This window comes from candidate division WOR-3 bacterium, assembly GCA_039802205.1.
Taxonomy (GTDB): domain Bacteria; phylum Hydrothermota; class Tepidihabitantia; order SM23-42; family JAOAFX01; genus JAOAFX01.
In genome coordinates this window covers 1-19,879 of sequence record JBDRWD010000054.1, presented here as the reverse complement: position 1 = coordinate 19,879, position 19,879 = coordinate 1, and the positions used below count along the sequence as shown (strand labels likewise).

General features: G+C 43.2%; 16 protein-coding genes. 10 read left to right on the top strand and 6 right to left on the bottom strand.

Going from position 1 to position 19,879, the window contains the following annotated elements:
- Nucleotides 1-637: 637 nt before the first annotated feature.
- Nucleotides 638-3,040, top strand: coding sequence for an ATP-binding protein (locus ABIL39_09830; protein ID MEO0166422.1), 2,403 nt, complete (start codon nt 638-640; stop codon nt 3,038-3,040).
- Between the two features lie 26 nt (nt 3,041-3,066).
- On the opposite strand, the gene ABIL39_09825 is transcribed toward ABIL39_09830, so the two are convergent.
- Genes ABIL39_09825 through holA form a run of 4 tightly spaced genes read right to left on the bottom strand, consistent with a single transcriptional unit; the run spans nt 3,067 to nt 7,403 of the window.
- On the bottom strand, nt 3,067-3,291 hold the full coding sequence (locus ABIL39_09825; protein ID MEO0166421.1) for an HTH domain-containing protein: 225 nt from the start codon (nt 3,289-3,291) through the stop codon (nt 3,067-3,069).
- Between the two features lie 36 nt (nt 3,292-3,327).
- Nucleotides 3,328-5,772, bottom strand: coding sequence for a leucine--tRNA ligase (gene leuS, locus ABIL39_09820; GenBank protein MEO0166420.1), 2,445 nt, complete (start codon nt 5,770-5,772; stop codon nt 3,328-3,330).
- Between the two features lie 9 nt (nt 5,773-5,781).
- A complete protein-coding gene (locus ABIL39_09815) occupies nt 5,782-6,486 on the bottom strand; it encodes a hypothetical protein (protein ID MEO0166419.1) in 705 nt (234 codons plus the stop codon).
- The gene (holA, locus tag ABIL39_09810) at nt 6,483-7,403 is read right to left on the bottom strand and encodes a DNA polymerase III subunit delta (protein ID MEO0166418.1); all 921 of its coding nucleotides are present in this window, start codon (nt 7,401-7,403) and stop codon (nt 6,483-6,485) included. Before holA ends, ABIL39_09815 begins: the two co-directional genes overlap by 4 nt.
- A 272-nt stretch (nt 7,404-7,675) precedes the next feature.
- Between holA and ispF the strand changes: the two genes are divergently transcribed.
- The 9 genes from ispF to thpR all read left to right on the top strand — a co-directional run bounded on the left by ispF (nt 7,676) and on the right by thpR (nt 16,865).
- Complete coding sequence (ispF, locus tag ABIL39_09805; protein ID MEO0166417.1) at nt 7,676-8,164, top strand: 2-C-methyl-D-erythritol 2,4-cyclodiphosphate synthase; 489 nt, start codon at nt 7,676-7,678, stop codon at nt 8,162-8,164.
- Nucleotides 8,145-8,828 carry a rhomboid family intramembrane serine protease gene (locus ABIL39_09800; protein MEO0166416.1) on the top strand — a complete coding sequence of 228 codons (684 nt, stop codon included), beginning with the start codon at nt 8,145-8,147 and terminating at the stop codon, nt 8,826-8,828. The genes ispF and ABIL39_09800 overlap by 20 nt, the downstream gene beginning before the upstream one ends.
- Nucleotides 8,829-8,842: 14 nt before the next feature.
- Nucleotides 8,843-11,521: a S8 family serine peptidase gene (locus ABIL39_09795; GenBank protein ID MEO0166415.1), complete on the top strand. Its 2,679-nt coding sequence runs from the start codon at nt 8,843-8,845 to the stop codon at nt 11,519-11,521.
- Between the two features lie 13 nt (nt 11,522-11,534).
- Complete coding sequence (locus ABIL39_09790; protein MEO0166414.1) at nt 11,535-12,854, top strand: NCS2 family permease; 1,320 nt, start codon at nt 11,535-11,537, stop codon at nt 12,852-12,854.
- On the top strand, nt 12,851-13,966 hold the full coding sequence (locus ABIL39_09785) for a ribose-phosphate pyrophosphokinase (GenBank protein MEO0166413.1): 1,116 nt from the start codon (nt 12,851-12,853) through the stop codon (nt 13,964-13,966). Before ABIL39_09790 ends, ABIL39_09785 begins: the two co-directional genes overlap by 4 nt.
- A complete protein-coding gene (locus ABIL39_09780; protein MEO0166412.1) occupies nt 13,967-14,335 on the top strand; it encodes a DNA polymerase ligase N-terminal domain-containing protein in 369 nt (122 codons plus the stop codon).
- Nucleotides 14,336-14,408: 73 nt separating this feature from the next.
- Nucleotides 14,409-15,848 (top strand): hypothetical protein, encoded by a 1,440-nt coding sequence (locus tag ABIL39_09775; protein MEO0166411.1) that lies wholly within the window; start codon nt 14,409-14,411, stop codon nt 15,846-15,848.
- Entirely contained in the window at nt 15,848-16,345 is a 498-nt protein-coding gene (locus tag ABIL39_09770) for a CinA family protein (GenBank protein MEO0166410.1), read from the top strand. The genes ABIL39_09775 and ABIL39_09770 overlap by 1 nt, the downstream gene beginning before the upstream one ends.
- Entirely contained in the window at nt 16,323-16,865 is a 543-nt protein-coding gene (gene thpR, locus ABIL39_09765) for an RNA 2',3'-cyclic phosphodiesterase (GenBank protein MEO0166409.1), read from the top strand. The genes ABIL39_09770 and thpR overlap by 23 nt, the downstream gene beginning before the upstream one ends.
- On the opposite strand, the gene ABIL39_09760 is transcribed toward thpR, so the two are convergent.
- Both ABIL39_09760 and ABIL39_09755 read right to left on the bottom strand, forming a co-directional pair.
- On the bottom strand, nt 16,857-17,714 hold the full coding sequence (locus ABIL39_09760; GenBank protein ID MEO0166408.1) for a hypothetical protein: 858 nt from the start codon (nt 17,712-17,714) through the stop codon (nt 16,857-16,859). The genes thpR and ABIL39_09760 overlap by 9 nt on opposite strands.
- A complete protein-coding gene (locus ABIL39_09755; GenBank protein MEO0166407.1) occupies nt 17,711-19,732 on the bottom strand; it encodes an HD domain-containing phosphohydrolase in 2,022 nt (673 codons plus the stop codon). The genes ABIL39_09760 and ABIL39_09755 overlap by 4 nt, the downstream gene beginning before the upstream one ends.
- Nucleotides 19,733-19,879: the final 147 nt, after the last annotated feature.

The window sequence follows — 19,879 nt, the reverse complement described above, 5'->3', positions numbered from 1 at the left end:
ATCATACCACTCATTCGCTCTTCCGGTGGCGATATCCAGATGGTACTTGGGTGATATCCGGGCAAGATCCGACCATTTCCCATAGACCCGCACCACCATTGTCTGAGCGGACAAGAAGGGCACCGCAACAAACAGTAAAAACAACCAACGACGCATGATACCCCCTTTCTTTATAGTAAAAGTATAATCAGCCCCGCCCAAAAGTCAATACCAATTGTTGCTGGGTCCTCTTCACTTTTTCAAATTATCTTTCACCTCTTTAACTGGCTATGGGTGATCAGCGGTAAAGAAAAACTCCATGTTTGCATTTTTTATTTTTCCAAGGCGAAAGCCACGACCTTTTAAATATTTGCAAATCAAGGTCTGTTATTGCAGATAATCATTTGTCGAGTTTGCTCGACATTGATTATTGCAGAGCAAACGCTGTCAATACAACCAACCATCTTATAAAAATGCGGAGATGATTCGGCAATTTTTGTTAAACCCTATCCATATTCTGGGAAATTTCAAAACCCCTTAAAAAGGGAAAAGTAGAAAGATCTCAGGAATTGTTGACTCACAGGATGATTTTGCATATAATACCTTGTGGCAATTTTAAAAGGCAAATTTTTGCTGATTTTTTCAAAGGAGGAGCCCGATGAAAAAATTGGAACTTAAACCCGAACAATTACGCTGGCAGTGTACCCCTGAATTGCTAAAATTTAAATCTCCAGATGAACTTGCACTCTGCGAAGGTATAATCGGTCAACCCAGGGCGATCGAAGCCTTAAAACTGGGTCTGAACGTGAAATACCCTGGCTACAATATCTTCGTCACCGGACCAGTAGGAACTGGAAGAACGACCGCAATCACCAAGCTGTTAGAAGAGTTAAAAACCAAAAAAGGACAACTCAAGGATTTGTTATATGTGAATAACTTCAAAAATCCGGATTTACCAAAACTCATTGTTCTTGATGCCGGGAAAGGTAGACAATTCCGGGATGAAATGGCACGGTTGATCCACCAACTTAAAACGAATATTCCCCAGCTTTTTGCGAGCGAAGAATATCAAAAACGTCGCGAAAAGATTGTGAGAAAATTCGAATTGGAACAGCAACGTATGATCAGCGAATTTGAAAAAAAGGTTGAAGAAAAAGGATTTAAACTCGTCCAGGTCCAAATGGGACCTTTTGTACGCCCGGCAATCTTACCCATCGTTGATGAGAAGCCGAGAAATTTTGAAGAACTAGATGAATTGATCAAAGAAGGTAAACTCTCTTCTGAGCGTTTGGAGCAAATCAAACAGGATCTGGAAGAACTAGAAAAAGAAATGAGCACGATCTATGCACGAACCAAGGAGAATCAGGACAAACTAAACGATGAAATTTCCCGCTTAAATGAATGGATGGTAAAACCGATGGTGAGTCATCTTATTGATGAAATAAGAAAGAAATTTGAAGATAAAAAGGTCGATGAATATCTGGATGAAGTCCTGGCAGAAATCATAACCAACATTGAACGCTTCCTTCGTAAAGAATCAAAGCATGACGAATTCCGGGCTTTTGAAGTTAACCTCCTTGTCGACAATTCTGAAACGAAAAGTGTACCCATCATCTTTGAAACTGCCCCTAATTTCAAAAATCTTTTCGGCACGATCGAAAGGTATTCACCAACCCCTGGAGTCTTCACCAGCGATTTTCTCAATATCAAGGCTGGTTCCTTTCTCCGCGCCAATGGTGGCTACTTAGTGCTGAATGCCTTCGATGCCTTAATCGAACCCGGTGTCTGGTCCACTCTCAAAAGGGCCCTACGCAATGGAGTTGTTGACATTCAAGTCTTTGATCCTTTCTACATTCTCTCCACCTCAGCCCTAAAACCTGAACCGATAAGTGTGGATGTAAAGGTGGTCATGATTGGCAATGAATGGTTATACTATCTTTTGTATTACGGAGATGAGGATTTCAAGACGATTTTCAAGGTTAAAGCGGATTTTGATACTGAAATGGAAAAGGATGTCAAAAACATCAATAATTATGCTTCTTTTATAAAATCTATCTGCCATAGCGAAAATCTTCTGCCCTTTACCAAAGAGGCAATTGCGGATATCATTGAATATGGGGTGCGGCTCGCGGGTCGGAAAGATAAAATTACCACCCGCTTTCATCTGATTGCTGATATCATCCGCGAGGCAGATTACTGGGCAAGGCAGCGCAAAAGTACTACGGTTGATACCGAGGATATTGAAAAGGCGATAGAAGGCTGGCGCAAGCGGGTTAATAAATATGAAGAGAAAATTCAAGAGTTGATTAAAAAAGACATATTGATGATTCAAACCAAGGGGAAGGCTGTGGGACAGGTAAACGGCCTTTCGATTTATCAGCTGGGTGATTATACATTTGGCCGGCCAACCAAGATTACCGCCAAGACCTCAGTAGGACGGGCTGGGATAATAAATATTGAAAGAGAAGCCAATCTCGCTGGACGGACTTTTAATAAAGGTGTATTAATAATCTCCGGCTTTTTGCGCGCACGTTATGCCCAGGAACGACCCCTCTCCATGGATGCCACTTTAGGTTTTGAGCAGTCCTATAGTGAAATCGATGGCGACTCTGCATCGAGCGCGGAAATATATGCCATCCTCTCAGCACTTTCAGGAGTACCGATAAAACAAGGGATTGCAGTCACTGGTTCGGTAAATCAGAACGGCGAGATTCAACCCATTGGGGGTGTAAACGAAAAGATTGAAGGTTTCTACGAGGTCTGTAAAGCAAAGGGTTTAACCGGCGAACAGGGTGTTATCATTCCGCGTGCAAATGTCAACGATCTGATGTTGAAGCAAGAAATCGTAGATGCAGTGAAAAGAAAAAAGTTTCACATTTATGCGATAAAAACGATTGATGAAGGCATTGAAATACTGACCGGAATGAAAGCGGGTCGGAAGACGAAAACTGGCTATGAAAAAAATACCATTAATTATCTGGTAGAGAAGAAATTGAAAGAATATGCAGAAAAATTGAAGGGCGAAGAGAAGAAGGACGGAGAACAAAAGAATAAAAAATGAAAAGAGGGGGCGTACGCCCCCTCTTTTCATTTCGTCTTCAAAGCGAACGTCGCCGGCTTAACCTTTTTGAAGAGTTGCGGATTGCGTTTAATGGTGATATAGACTGAACGCTCAGGCTCTTTGCGGTGGAATTTATAACCCCGAGCAATGAGCCGTTTGGTAATTTCGCGATAGTGGAGCGGCGTTTTGCTTCTTTTTAAAATATCTATCATCAGCATCTTTATCGTGACTCTCTTTTTTGGTTTTTTCATAATTTCCTCCCTATTACATTTATGCACCCGCAGAAGTTAAACGACGATATTGATGAGTTTCCCGGGTACATAGATTATTTTTTTTATTTGTTTATTGTCGGTATGGCGCTTTATTCTTTCATCGGCCAAAGCCAGGGTTTTGATCTTCTCTGCATCGCAATCGACCGGTACCACAATATGACCCCGGACTTTGCCGTTCACCTGGAGTACAACCGTCATCTCCTCACTCCTGAGATAATGAGGATCGTATTGTAGCCAACCTTCGGTGAGCAAACTCCCGCTCTTCCCTATCTGGGACCAGAGTTCATCAGCAAGGTGGGGGGCAAAAGGCGAAATCAAATTGATCAGCACATACAAACCGTATCCGAAGTATTCATCCCGCGGATTATACTGATATAGCTCGTTTAACAATTCCCAGAGACAAGCAATTGCGGTATTGAACTTAAAATTTTCTAAGTCTTCGGTCACCCGTTTGATCGTTTGATTGATCTTGATATATAGTCCTTTCTGAGAATCATGCTCGGGGGGAAGAGATACTTTTTCTACTACTGTCTGTTTATTCTCAATAACCAGTCGGTATAGCCGGTCGATAAATCTCTGAGCACCAGTAACCCCTTCATCACTCCATTCCATATCTCGTTCCGGAGGGGCCGCAAAAAGAATTGTGAGCCGAGCAACATCTGCCCCGTATTTCTCAACAAAGGGGCCAACCGGGACAGCGTTGCCTTTGGACTTGGACATAACCTCCCCATTTCTCAGCACCATACCCTGAGTAAACAGATTAACTGCCGGTTCATCTACCGGGATATATCCCGCATCGTAGAGAACCTTTGTGAAAAATCGAAAATAGATCAAATGACCAGTGGCATGTTCAATACCACCGATATACTGATCAATGGGAAGCCATTTCCGGGCATTCTCCATTGAACAGAATTCTTTATCATTCCGGGGATCCAAATATCGTAAAAAGTACCAAGAAGAACAAACAAAAGTATCCATGGTATCGGGATCCCGTTTTGCAGGCTGCCGACATTGCGGACAATAGGTATTTATGTATTCCTCAACCGCTGCCAGGGGTGATTTCCCCCTTGGAATGTAATCTTTAATATTTTCGGGTAGCAGTACAGGTAAGTCTTCTTCTGGAACCGGAACAATACCACACTTTTCGCAATAAATTATGGGAATAGGTGCACCCCAGTAACGCTGCCGGGAGATGAGCCAGTCTTTAATCCGATAGTTTACCGCCTTGCCTCCCATATTCTTTTTACTCAAAAAATCGGTGACCGCCTCAATTCCCTGGGCAGAGGTCAAACCGGTGAACTCTCCGGAATTCACCATTATCCCGTAGTCTACAAAGGCATCAACCATCGTTTCCGGATCTAATTCTCCGTCCGTGGGTCTGATTACCACCTCTATCGGCAGGTTATATTTCCGGGCGAATTGAAAATCGCGAGAATCGTGTGCAGGAACCCCCATCACCACCCCACTACCATATTCCCCGAGAACATAATCCGCAACATAAATCGGCACTTCCCGGCCATTAACAGGATTAATGGCGTACAGACCAGTAAAAACACCATCTTTTTCTCTTTCTGCCCGTTCGATAATACTCCGCCGTGAAGCCTCCAGAATGTAATTCTGAATTTCGTTCTGGAAAGGTGCAATTTTAAGCAGCTGGTCGAGCACAGGACTTTCTGGAGCAACTGAGAGAAAAGTAACTCCAAATATTGTGTCAGCACGGGTTGTAAATACCTCAAGTTTCAGATCTCCACCTTTTACGGGAAATAAAATATTTGTGCCTTCACTCCGACCAATCCAATTCCGTTGCATCTGTTTTACCCGCTCCGGCCAACCGGTAAGGCGGTCCAGATCCTTCAGCAAGCGCTCAGCATACTCCGTAATCTTGAAAAACCACTGATTCAATTTCCGTCGTTCAATCGGTGCCTTACAGTTAGAACGATAACAGTGCCCGTCCACTACCTGTTCATTCGCCAAAACTGTCTGACAACCCGGGCACCAGTTGACATAAGCCTCCTTTTTGTATGCCAGTCCCCGCTTATACATCAACAAAAACATCCACTGAGTCCATTTATAATAGTCCGGCAGACAGGTAATAATCTCGCGGTCCCAATCGTAACTTATCCCGAGCATCTTCAATGATTCATCCGATATCCGGATATTATTCATTGTCCACTCACGCGGATGGATGCCAACCTCAATCGCCCGATTCTCCGCAGGCAAACCAAAAGCATCCCAGCCAAATGGGTGTAGCACATCATATCCAGTCCGCCTTTTGTACCGGGCAATCACATCGCCGATCACATAATTTTTACAATGCCCCATATGGATATCACCGGAAGGATAAGCAAACATCACCAGGTCATAATATTTTTTTTGGGGATTTTCGTTGGTTGCAAATAGTTTATTATCTAACCAGTATTTTTGCCATTTGCGCTCAATGAGTTGGTGATTATAAACCATAGCCTTCGATTAGATCGTGAGTATCTCTGCCCCGCATTTCTCACAATACCAAGAATCCGGTGGGTTGAGAAAACCGCATTTGGGGCAGGCAATTCCTTCTTCTTTTTTGGGTTTACTTTTTTCTTCCTCTGCCGATTCCAGAAGGGCATTGGTTTCGATGAGTAATTCATCAAGCTTTTTCACTTCCTCAGGCAATTTTTCTTCCAGAATATGTTCATCAATCGTCAGTTCCTCAATCTTCGTTTCTTGAGGTGGTGGTGAAACCTCTTCCTTAACCTCACTAACTTCTAACTCCTTCTCCCCAATTATCGACTGGAACCAATTTACCCGATTTTCTATTTCCCTTAGCCGCCCTTCCACTCCATTTAATCTTTCCCGACTTTCGCCTGTGAGTTCCTGAAATTTTTCTTCGCTATACTCGCCAATAGCGTAACGCAACTCTATCTCCTCCAACTGGAGTTTCAACTCCTTCTGTTGTTGCAAAAGCCCGGCTTTCTCCCCGTTGAGTCGTTCTATCTCCATCTTTACCAGTTCTTTATTCGCCGCGAGTGCCTCATCTAACTTTTTTAATTTGGTCTCGTAATCCGTCTTCACCTTGAGATAAACTTCATGGCTGACACTGCCCTTTTTCTCTTCAATCTTCTGTAATTTACTGATCAGATCGTGACGCTCCGCCTCTATGGCTTTCAGTTTCTCCAGATTGTTATCTTTCATGATTTACTCCTTTGATTAATCCCTAAATTCTTGATAAAAAATATCTCCATATTGAGTTCCAAGAATTCGGAACCATGCTTTGCCCGATTATCTAAATAAGCTAATTCCGTGCCAAGCCGTCTGATCCACATATCATTTCTGTACCGGGTGGCATAATCACAAAGCATCCGGGCAAGGAGGCCAATCATCGGGAGTGACGTTCTTAAATAAACTTCGGCACGCACAAAATCCTTTAATGCCTCAGGATTGCTTTGGAAAAATTTATTGGCAATGAGATATATATTGTCGTCGGTAAGACCCGGTGCGAGCTCCTTCATTCTCCGTATATCAATCTCTTGCATTTGAAAAAGATAGTTTTCTATTTTCTGGAGTTCGTTTTTAAGGCCTGTTAGATCATCGGTGAATTCTTCCATCAAATAAGCCACCAACTCCGGTCGGTCTTTAAGTCCCATATTATGTAATTTTTTCAAGATCCAATGATAAACAGTCGCTTCATCTGGAATTAATGTCACACTGTGGGCTTGAGGAAAAATTTCACAAACTTTTTTAAAATTCTCAAGATTGCGTTTCTTGGATTGTTTATCTTCAATCTTATAAACCATTATCAAACAGCACGAAGGTGGCACCGCGGGAAGTAATCGGGCAAACTCCCGCAAATGATTTAAATCCTCTCGCTCAATATTTTTCAATACCACAACCCTTTTAGGTGATACAAAAGGCGCAGTGTATATTTTGTTAATAATATCAGAATATTCCTGCTCTGTAATGGAACAGATTTCAACATCAAAATTCTCATCCACATTCAAAGATTTTTTTATTTCTTCGATTGTATTATTGATCAATACCGACTCCGAACTGATGATAAGATAATGATTATAAGTCGTTGATTTCGCAGCTGCTCTCTGGGATTTAATCATACAATTATTCTACACAAAATTTTTTATCTGTCAAGGGCAATGTTCCCTTAGTTCTCCATATTTTTTATTTCTTATGAAGGGTGGTAACCGGTAAAATGGAAGGCGCAGGCTTTAGCCTGCGGATAAATTTTTTTAAATCCCAGGGTATTTCGCACCCTGAAGGGTGCGGCTACCTCTAATAATCCAGTGCATAAAAATAATTTGACAAAAAGTGAGGAAGAATTAGCCCAATAACTTGTTGACTTTTCATCATTAACGAATAAAATTACTCCATGGTCGGTATTGGATACGATATTCATAGATTGGTGGAAAAAAGACCACTCTATCTGGGGGGAGTAAAGATTGATTACCCCTTGGGTTTGCTTGGTCATTCGGATGGTGATGTCCTCCTCCATGCGATCTGTGATGCCCTGCTGGGTGCGGCAAATTTAGGAGATATTGGCTTTCACTTCCCACCCGAAGACAAGAAATACAAGGACATCTCCAGTCTGAAATTGTTAAAAAAGGTTGGCGAATTCTTAAAAAATTCAGGATTCTTTGTAAAGAACATTGATGCGGTGGTCATCGCCGAAAAGCCGCGGTTGCTGCCTTATCTACCGGAAATGAGAAAAAATATCGCCCATGCCCTCTCCATGCATCCTGAGCATGTCTCCATCAAAGGCAAGACAAACGAAGGAATGGGTGAAATCGGAGAAAATAAAGCAATTGCAGCTTTTGCTGTCTGTGAGATAGGTCGAATATATGATTCCGCTGAAAGATGATATTGCTTCGTACACAAAACCGGTAGTCTCTTATACAATTTTGGGATTGAATATTCTGGTCTATGGTTATGAATTTTTATTAGGGCCAGAAAAAGATGCATTCATTTTTCAATTCGGAACGATTCCCTACGAACTTTTCAATCCCCAGGGCATCTCTTCTTATCTCACGATATTTTCCAGCATGTTTACACATGCTAATTTTATGCATCTGGCTGGGAATATGCTCTTCCTCTGGGTTTTTGCAGATAATGTAGAAGACTTGATGGGACACTTCAAATTTTTACTCTTTTATTTACTTTGCGGTATTGCAGCAGTTTTCCTCCACAGCATCACTAACCCGGATTCCCGCATCCCGATGGTGGGCGCCAGCGGAGCTATTTCCGGTGTGATGGGTGCCTATCTTGTTTTTTTCCCCCAGGCACGAATCTTATCATTGATACCGCTGGGTTTCTTCTTAAGAATTGCCTATCTACCTTCATTATTCTTTATCGGTATCTGGTTTCTCTATCAATTTTTCTTAGGATTCGCATCCCTGGGAGTCAAAGGAGGGGGAGTCGCGTATTTTGCCCATGTCGGCGGATTTATTGCTGGTTTATTGTTGGCATTTCTTTTCAAAAAAAGGGCAAAAAGAAAATTTTCGGATTTTGATTATGACATATTCTGATTAAAGGAGGCTAGATGTTTGTAGCATTTTTTCTCTTGGTGGAAACAATAAATCCCCGCTTACCTTCTGCGGATAAGATTGATCCCCGGTGTTTCCGAAACGAATTTGTCCATGCCTGGGTTCTATTTACCGACAAAGGCATTCCTCAAAACCGATACAACGAAGTATTAAACTTGACCCGCCAAAAAATTCCTACTGAAGTCCTGCAGCGCCGAATCTTCCGAAAGGGTATTGTTGTTGACTATGGAGATATCCCTTTAAACGAAAATTATCTTGAAGAAATCCAGAGAACCGGAGGAATTCTTTTGTACCGCTCAAGATGGCTCAACGCGGCCAGTTATATAATCCCACGCGATAATCTTGATGAAATTGCATCTTTTGACTTCGTTTATAAAATAATCCCGGTAGCACATTTTAAAAAAATAAACGAAGTCGAAGTCGCCCTCCAGGATACCGGTGGATCTCTCACCCAGCGTCAGTTAAAAATGTTCAATATTGATTCCCTCCATAAAATGGGTATCTTCGGTTCAAATGTGAAAATCGGTTTTCTGGACACCGGCTTACGTCGCACGCATAACGCCCTAACCGATTTAAAGGTTATCGCGGAATACGACTTCCTCAGCGGAGACCAGATTTTTCTTGATAATCTCCCGGTGACAGGAAAATACGGAGTATACACTGAAATCCTGTTCCATCAAAACGCGCAGCGGATCGAATTATTCTTAATTGGTGATACCAATTTTCTCTATATGCCCACCCGGGATATTCTATATACCTATTCTTCAGACCATGGTCTCACCTGGAGTGAACTGAAAAAGATAACCAATAATGCTAACAACAACTGGATATCCGAAATCAACCTCTGCGGAGGTGATACAACATTTTTATTCTTTAAGAACCGCGCCGGGATCAATTTAATCGCCATGGATACCAGCATCATCGCCGGACCGACATTGATAACCGGAAGTATTTTTCAAAATCCACGTTCAATCCTTATCGGTGATACAATTTATCTTTTCTATCGGGACAAAAGGAATATCTTTTTACGCAAAGGAAATATTGCCGGATTTCCCAGTTCGATGCTCGTCACCACTTGCTCCACGCATATCAAACTTGCAGAGGCGTGCACCAACGGTTCCCGGATCGGGCTGTTTTATTATCAATTCCCGGATGACTCCATCTTTTTTGCTTATGCAAATATTCCGGCGGATACCTTTCATATTAAATTCACCCACCTTTTGGGCAAGGATCCGCAGGTGGTATGTTTGGGTGATACCATCTTTCTTTTATACAAAGACTATTCCGTTTTTCCTTTTTGCCGAATTGCCTTCACCATTTCCTATGATTTCGGGAATCAGTTTATGCCTGCAAATTACCTATCTCCCTCTCTTGATGCGGCAGGAAAAATGTCGCTCGCCAAATCCGGAAGCACTATCGTAGCGCTCTGGGAAAGTGCCGGTAAAATTTATCAGCGTATTTCTTATGATAACGGGATGAGCTTCGCCACCCTTGATTCGCTCCCTAAAGAATTCGTTTATCTACCAACATCTGCCCTTATCACCGGTGAAATCAAAAAATTTTATTGTCAGCGTGGAGACAATAATACCGATGGTTATACCCTCAATGACCCACAATATTTCCATCCCCACCACGGCACTGAGATGGTGGGGGTTGTTGGTGGCTATGCTACCAACAATTATATCGGTGTCGCTCCTGGTGCCCAATTCATTATAGCCAAAACCGAAAATCCCGATACATTATACGAATTTCCCGTGGAAGAAGATACTTACATCGCTGGATTGGAGTGGTGTGAAGCCAAAGGTGCAGATATCATCTCCAGTTCCCTTGGCTACACTGACTGGTACAACTGGCCTGATGATTATGATGGAAAAACTTCTTTAGCCTCAATTGCAGTGTATGAAGCGACCCGCCGCGGGGTTGTTGTTGTCACCGCCGCAGGGAATGTTGCCATTCCTCAACTCGTCATTCCCGGAGATGCAATAAACGCTATCACTGTGGGCGGTATAGATACAACATTCCAGCGCTGGCGCTATTCTGGTTATGGTCCAACCGCCGATGGCCGGATAAAACCAGAGATCGTCTGCCTCGCCGCGGCCCCGGTGGTAGTAAATCCGGATGAAAAAAATTCCTATCTCCTTTCCTACGGCACATCCGGGGCTACAGCACTTGCTGCTGGTATCTGTGCCCTTTTACTGGAAGGACATCCCGCCTGGAATGTTGATTCAATCCGTCAGGCGCTATTTGAAACCGCCAGTTTTGCCTCCTCGCCCAGCGAAAGTCTGGGTTATGGATGGCCAGATGCGGTCAAGGCATTTTACTATTCGCCCCCAGTAATAAAACCGATAAAAAACTGTGCCTTGCTTGCTCCTTTTCCCAATCCCGCGGTGTTTGATCGGCAACTGAACATTTATATCCCTTTTGTGCTAAATACTAAATCATTCGTTGAACTACGCATATTCTCTATCACCGGTCGACTCATCAAAAGAATTGAAATTGACCACCAGTTGGCACCCGGGCGTTATACCGACACCAATCCCCTCTCTCCTAATGCCGCATTCATCTGGGATGGTCATGATGAACAAGGAAAGGCGGTAGGCGCCGGGATTTATTATTGTTTTCTTTATACTTATGGGGCAGGCAACGATGTCACCAAGATCGTAATTGTGAGATAATCGAGGAGGTAGTATGTGGGAGAAATTATTTAAACTTAAGGAACATAACACTACGGTCAAAACCGAAATCCTAGCCGGTGTCACTACCTTTATGACCATGGCGTATATAATTGCAGCCAATCCCCTCATTCTCCAGGCCGCAGGTATGGATAAAGGAGCTGTGACTTTGGCAACCTGTCTCGTCGCCGGATTGATCAGTATTATCATGGGGCTCCTTGCCAACTATCCGATTGCCTTAGCACCGGGAATGGGTCTGAATGCCTTCTTTGCCTATTCCATCTGCGCAGGAATGGGGATCGATTGGCGTGTTGGATTGGGATTCTTCTTTATTGAAGGCGTGATCATCGTGATCATCACCCTCACCAAACTTCGGGAGACGATAATTGATTCAATCCCTTTTACCTTGAAATGTGCGGTGAGCGTGGGAATTGGACTGTTCCTTGCCTTCATTGGCTTTGAGCAGGCCGGGCTCATAACCCGAGACCCGGTTACCTTTGTGAAAATTTCCCCTCTTGCCCACCCCGATATCTATCCTCGAATCATCCTCGCCGGTATCGTGCTGCTGGTCACGACAATTCTTCTGGTGAAAAAGGTGCGGGGAGCAATCCTGATCGGCATCCTCATCGGCACACTTTTAAGTTTCATTCCTTTTTTCCGCACCCGGGGAGAAATACTCCAGTTGCTGAAACCTTCCTTAGCACCTACTTTCTTAAAGCTCGATATCCTCGGGGCGCTAAAATGGTCGTTTGTCACCTTGATCTTTACCCTGCTCTTCGTCGACTTCTTTGACACCGCCGGAACCGTAATTGGCCTGGCAGTGAAAGCAAAGTTTATTGATGAAAAAGGTCGAATTCCACGGATTGGCAGGGTTTTATTCGCGGATTCGCTTGGTCCGGTCCTCGGTGCCCTTATCGGCACTTCTACGGTCACTTCCTATATTGAAAGTGCAGCGGGTATTGAAGAAGGGGGGCGCACCGGACTCACAGCAGTGACAACGGGTATTCTGTTTCTTATCGCCATCTTCGCTGCTCCGCTCGTCGGTTTTATACCGGCCGTCGCCATTGCCCCTGCCCTCATCATCGTGGGTATTATGATGATGGAATCGGTGATAAAAATCGACTTCTCTGATTATTCCGAAGCCGTGCCGGCTTTTATCACCATCGCCAGTATGCCCTTCACCTACAGCATTTCCAACGGCATATCGCTTGGATTCCTCGCCTATGTTTTAATCAAATTCTTCAGTGGCAGAGGCCGGGAAGTCTCGTTGGTTATGTATATCCTCGCGATATTCTTCTTAGTGTTCTTCATTACTAGCCCGGTGTTCAAACAATGAAAGAAAAGAGACCTCTTGTGCCCATTGCCCTGCTCGCTCCACCCGGAGGCAAAGAGCTTGCTGCACTCGTCGATCGCGAGCTGGTCAAACGCCGGTTTGGCAGAAATAATAATAAAAAGACCTTCATCATTCCCTGTGAGTGTCCAAGATTCGCCAATGGTGAAGCAAAGGCAGTGCTTTATCAATCCATCCGGGGTTATGATGTCTATATCATCTCGGATATCGGTAATTATGGATGCCGTTTTACCATCCAGGGGATAACCACCCCGATGAGTCCGGATGATCATTTCCAGGACATAAAAAGGGTTGTTGCAGCGATTGGTGGTCGGGCATATCGCATCAATGTGATTATGCCATTGTTGTATCAAAGTCGGCAGCATAAACGAACCGGTCGTGAATCCCTGGACTGTGCCCTTGCCCTCCAGGAATTGCAAAATTTAGGAGTTAAAAATCTCATCACCTTTGATGCCCACAATTCCCATGTCCAGAATGCTGTGCCTTTAATGGGTTTCGAAAACCTCCATGCGAGTTACCAGATTATCAGGGCACTTCTGGAGAACGAAAAAGATGTGGTGGTCGATAAAAAACGGCTCATGGTGGTAAGTCCGGATGAAGGTGCCGTGGATCGCTCTCTCTATTACGCGAATAGTTTGGGTGTGGAACTCGGCTTTTTTTATAAAAGACGCGACACTACCAGGATTGTGGATGGGAAAAATCCCATTGTCAAACATGAATTCTTGGGCACCAACATTGTGGGAAAGGATGTTTTGATCGTAGATGATATGCTCGCCTCCGGACAGTCGATGTTGCTCTCCGCCGAAGAACTAAAAAAACTCGGTGCCCGCAATATTTATGTTATCGTCACCTTTGCTCTGCTCACCGATGATGGGGTGCAGCGTTTTGAAAATGCCTATCGGCAGAATCTAATAAAAAGAGTTTATGCAACCAATCTCACCTACCGAAACCCAAAATTGAAGAATGCCGAATGGTTTCGGGAAGTTGACATCGCCGAATTTGTTGCCTACTTTATCGACCGGTTCAATAAAGATGAATCGATTAGCGCCCTTTTGGATACCTCACATAAGATTCATAAATTTTTAAAGAAGCGCTGATTGAAATTTGTCATCCACCGCCACAAGGCCACCCATCTCCATTGGGATTTGAGGTTAGAAATTGATGGCGTATTAAAATCATGGGCGGTTCCCAAGGAACCGCCGTTAAAAACCGGTGTCAAAAGACTCTGTATTGCGGTAGAGGACCATAGCCTTGATTATGCAGATTTTGAAGGCGAAATTCCTTCTGGGCAGTATGGCGCGGGTTGGGTGGAGATATGGGATAAAGGAGAGTATGAGCTAATAGCCAGGGATAAGGATGTTATTAAATTCAAGGCATATGGAAAAAAGTTACATGGAATTTATGTCCTCTATAGATTTCAAAAAGCCGGCAAAAATTCCTGGCTCTTATTCAAAGTTGCTGATTGAGTTTTAATTTTAAAACTCCTTACAATTGACGGAATTAAAAAATCGGATATAATCTAATGAGCAAGGAGGCAAATTGACCGATCTTTCTGGAAAAGTTAAAAATTTAGTGGAGAGGATTGAAAAGAACAATTGCTGGCGTCAGCGGGAATGTATCAATCTCATTCCCTCTGAGACGACGCCCAGTTTGTTGGTAAAACTATGTGAAATCTCTGACCCTGCAGGTAGGTATGCCGAGCACCGGACGATGAAGGGTGAAGAGATATACTTTTATCAGGGAACAGATTTCATCCGCGAGGTTGAAGAAGAATTGCGCAAGGAAATGGCGGACTATTTCAATTGTCCGAGTATTGAATTGAGACCCATCAGTGGCCAGATGTCAAACGAAATAGTCTTCAAGGCAATGGTCAAGTTTATCAACCGCGATCGTAAACCCGGTGAACCGCTTCGGCGTTTAAAACTGGTGATGAATAACGATTTAAACAAAGGTGGCCACCTCAGCTCTCAACCCATGGGTGCATTATTCAACTATGTAGAAGAAGACCCGGCAACCGGTAAAGAAAATGTAATAAACTTTCCGGTAAAAAAAGATTGTATGCATAAGGCAGATTTAGAAAAAATTGCGGAAATCCTCCAGAAAGAAAGACCAGAATTGATTGTTTTCGGGAAAAGCATGTTTCTCCACAGAGAGCCGGTGGAATTTGTCCATCAGTTAGTCAAAGACTGGGAGCCGCGGCCGATTTTAATGTATGATATGGCTCATGTTTTAGGCTTATATGGTGCATTCCAAGAGCCGTTTAAAGAAGGCGCAGATATCGTCACAGGAAGCACCCATAAAACATTCTTTGGTCCCCAACGGGGGGTCATCGCCTCCACCATCACCAAAGATTCTCCTTTTGCTAAACTCTGGGTTGAAATCAAAAGCCGGGCATTCCCGGGTTCAACAAGCAACCATCATCTCGGCACTCTTTTAGCCTTATTGATGGCGACCTACGAGATGAATGCTTTTAAAAAAGAATATCAGGAGCAGGTAATAAAAAATGCCAAGGCGTTTGCCCGTGCTTTGAAAGACTGCGGCATTGATGTCGAGGGTGATGAAAAAGATGGTTATACCGAAACCCATCAGGTAGTAATCCGGGTAAAGAAATACGGAAGCGGTAATGAACTGGCACGTCGCCTGGAAAATAATAACATCATCACCAATTATCAGGCTCTGCCTGATGATGAAAGTTTTCTCCATGCGAGCGGGATCCGCATGGGGGTCCAAGAGATGACTCGCTTCGGGATGAAGGAAAAAGATTTCGAACCCCTTGCTCAATATATTGCCGATGTGATCATCCACAATAAAAACGTAAAAGAAGAAATCAAAAAATTCCGGCAAAAATTTTTGAAGATGGAATACTGCCTGGAACCTGAAGAAGCAATAAACTTGGCGGTAAGGATCTTTTCCAGCATCTTTCCGGATGTCGATTTCTTCAAAAAATTCGCCCAAAATCTTGTGCAATTCATTACCTGATGGCGAATTTAGCACAACAGACTGGTGCAATATTATTAAGCAAGAGGTTAACCCTCAGTGTCTGTGAATCCTGTACTGGCGGAATGCTGGGTAGCATGATCACCAGCATCCCTGGAAGTTCCAATTATTTTAAGGGTGGGGTGATTGCCTATTCCAATGAATTAAAAATCAAATTGGCACAGGTTAGGAAAAAAACGCTCCAAGATTTCGGCGCGGTAAGCCGCCAGACTGCCCGTGAAATGGCAGAAGGGACAAAAGCAAAGACCGGGTCAGATCTCTGTCTGGCGATCACCGGCATCGCCGGTCCGGGTGGAGGCACGAAAACAAAACCGGTAGGACTGGTATATATCGGCCTTGCCCTCCCCAATAAGACGATTGTGAAAAAATTTTTTTTCAAGGGAAATCGTGCCCAAATACGGAAACAAGCCTGTTTCCAGGCATTAAAGTTATTGATCCAGAACCTTAAAAGAAAAAATGAGGACCTTCATTGCAATTGAGATACCCGAAAAGGCGCGTCAAGTAGTCTGGCATTTCATCCAAGGACAGAAGAATAAAAATCTCCCGATAAAGTGGGTAGAATTTGAGAATCTCCATATCACTTTGAAATTCCTCGGCGAAATAAAACCGGAAAAGCTTGATGACCTTGTCTCCCTTCTTGTTGGAGTGAGTAGCAAAACAAAAAAATTTTTTCTCAGTCTTAAGGATCTGGGTTGCTTTCCAGGAATAAGAAATCCACGGGTTTTATGGATAGGGGTTGCTGAAGGCGCGGAAGAACTAAACAATCTTGCCACAATCATTGATAATGATCTTACCAAATTAGGTATCAAAAAAGAAGAAAAAAAATTCCACCCCCATCTTACAATCGGAAGAATTAAAGCACCCTGTCCGGTGGCAGACATCATCAATCAGCCATTGACTACCGAGAGATTTGAAGTAAGTGAATTTATTCTTTTTAAATCCACCCTTACACCTTCTGGTCCTATTTACGAAAAAATAAAAGTCTTTCCCTTAATCTGAGGGTCTTGGTGGAACGACCCGGATGCCTCTTTTGGTTCCCGGTGTATTGTCGAATATTTCAATGATATAAAATAATAACACGGGAAATTTCCTAGAAAACCTCCCGTGCATATACTCATGGGCGAGATTCACAAAGTGAACCAGTTTCTTCTCCATGGGTAAAGCTGTATCATCCTCGGGGTGGACGATGCGCGCGATGGTTCTTATTTCATAAGTCGGGATATCCATAAACACAAGCGTCGCTACCGGGTTTTCCATGATATTTAGAAAAGTATGTGTTTCAAAATCCCGGGTGGTATACAACTCAAGCGAAGTCTGCTTACGCCAGTCAAAAAAGTCCGGCTGTTCATATAACGATTTTAAAATATCCATCTTTTCAGGCATCTTATTCTCAAAGGTTTTTTCTAAAAGTTCAATCGCCTCATCAATCTTTTCATCTTTTGGTGCCAGACCTATTCCCTTCACAGCATTATTGAGGGAAAATTTAGAATCAAAACGTGGTAATCCATAGGTTGCTACAACTCCGGAATGTGGGCCACCAAGTTCGGGCATCACACCGGTCTTTATTTTCTCAAGAAACTCAAGGCGTTTCTTCAAATTCCATTCTATAAAACCCTCATCGGCCTCGACCAGATCATAAGTTTGCCATCGACCATCAATTCGGGCTCGGATCTTGCCTCTGCTATATCCTGACATATCTACCGTCTTTTGGATAAATTTGTCACCTATCCAGAAACTTCTATGTGAATGTTCCCATTTTCCAGCCCAGAGGAATCGGCTGGCACCACGAAAAGATAGAATGCTACCCAGGACCGCGAGGCATTTTTTCAAAAAATTTCTTCTCGTCATTCGCCTCCCTTTTTATTCTTCCGCATCATCTGTAAAAATTCTTTTACGATCCGCGGATCCAACCGTGTACCACTGTAGGTCTCTATTGCCGAAAGAGCCCCCTCCGGTGAAAATGGTTTTCGATAAGAGCGAATCGTCGTCATTGCATCATAGACATCACACACAGCCAGCATCCTAGCCTCCAGTGGAATCTCTTCCCCTTTTAGCCCTTCCGGATAGCCAGTGCCATCATAATTCTCGTGATGGTGTTTGATTATCGGGACAACTTCTTTTAATCCCTCTATCTGCTCCAACATCCGTGCACCCTCAACGGGATGGCGTTTAATTTCTGAAAATTCAAACTCATCCAACTTTCCTGGTTTATTTAAAATCGCCTCACTGATTCCAATCTTACCAATATCGTGTAAAAGTCCTGCCCAGTATAGCAATTTCTTCCGCCCATCGGTAAGCTCCATATGTTCAGCGAGCTTCATCGCCAATTCAGTCACCCTTTCGGAATGACCCCGGGTATAAGAATCCTTAACCTCCATTGCTAGCACCAAAGCCCTGATGGTCTCAGAATAACTCCGTTCAACCTGCTCATACAGAATCGCATTTTCCAGAAAGACCGCAATCCGATGTGCAATATCATCGAGTAAATCCAAGGTCATCAAGTCAAAGCGATCCCGCACTTTGCTCTGAAAATCAATGACGCCGAGAAATTTAGCTCCGGATATAAGCGGGATAGCGACTTCGGACTTTATTCCTTCGATCGCCGCCACATACCTCCCATCCTTTTCCACATCCGGGGCATAGACCATTTTCTTTGTTCGCATCGCCTCTCCCACTATCCCCCGGTAAAAGGGTACACTCTCAAAGCCAGGTTTTAATTTGACGGTAGGAGAAATCGCTTTAATCACCAATCTTTCATTTTTTTCATCCGGAAGTAAGATGGTGGTTATGAGATTACCGAGTGCGGAATCAATTAAACGCACCGCGGTATTTAAAAGGTCTTCTTTGCTCAAGATACTGCTGATGTGATATTCAATTTGATAAAGCAATGTTAAATCATTGATGGCGCGGTTTAATTGTTCAAAAAGTCGGGCGTTGTAAATGGCGATTGCAGATTGTGCCGTCATCAATTTTAGAAACCGCACCACCCGGTTCGTAAAAATATTTTTCTGGCGATTATCCCAGCACAGAACAATCCCCAGAAAATTATCCCGCACCTTAAGGGGCAAGGCGATAAATGAAGCTACCTGCATTGCCGGAGTGATCTTGCTCAAGTCAAATTTTTTGATCAACATTTTATACTCCGAGGTCAGCATAATATGGTCACGCTTGAATAATTCAGCAAGTATCTTTGATTTATGGAGATTAATCTGAGGATGGCTTATAATTTTTTCCCCTTCATGGACAAAAAAGACCGTGTTGAGTGCATGCTTCTCGGGTTCATACAGATCAATCCGTAAGTTCTTCACCCGCACGATTCGCTTTACCTGTTCATACATTTTTTGATAAAGCCGTTCTGGATTTAATTCCGTCGCCACAATCTTATTTATCTCATCCACCATTTTTAAACCGGAAACTTCCTCACTCAGCTCTTTGAGAATCAGGTAATGTTTTATGGTCCATCTTAATATCCGCAACTGGTCCAGCACTTCGGACATCTTTTTGACAATCAAATTGCTCTGGGAAAAGGTAATGATTAAAAAGCCCCAGTAACTTTTGAGTGTATCGAGCGGGATCAACAAAATTGCCTTGTGGGAGTCAGCGAAAATTTTTTTATTCTGCTCAGATATCCAAGTAGGTTTCTTTTTTTGCAGCAGGGATTTAGGAATCTCATATCCCAATCTCAGGCATTTTAATTTTTTTAATTGGTTATCCTTCCCAACATGCTCCACCAATTTGAAAATCTTTGATTTAGCATCGTAAAGGAAGAAACCAATCTCTCGGGCGCCAATATTGTGAATTACGGTTCGGGCAATTTCATTGAGGTGTTGTCGAACACTGTTCAATGAGGTCCCAGTAAAATTCATTGGGCAATTATATTCAACGATACTTAAATGTCAAGTAAACAATGCGCTGTTATTCCAAAGGTAAAATGTCCCCTTAATTTCAAAGCGAGATGTCCCCTTATGATATTTAATTCTTTTCTCATGTCAACTACTGCTTACCATTGCAAT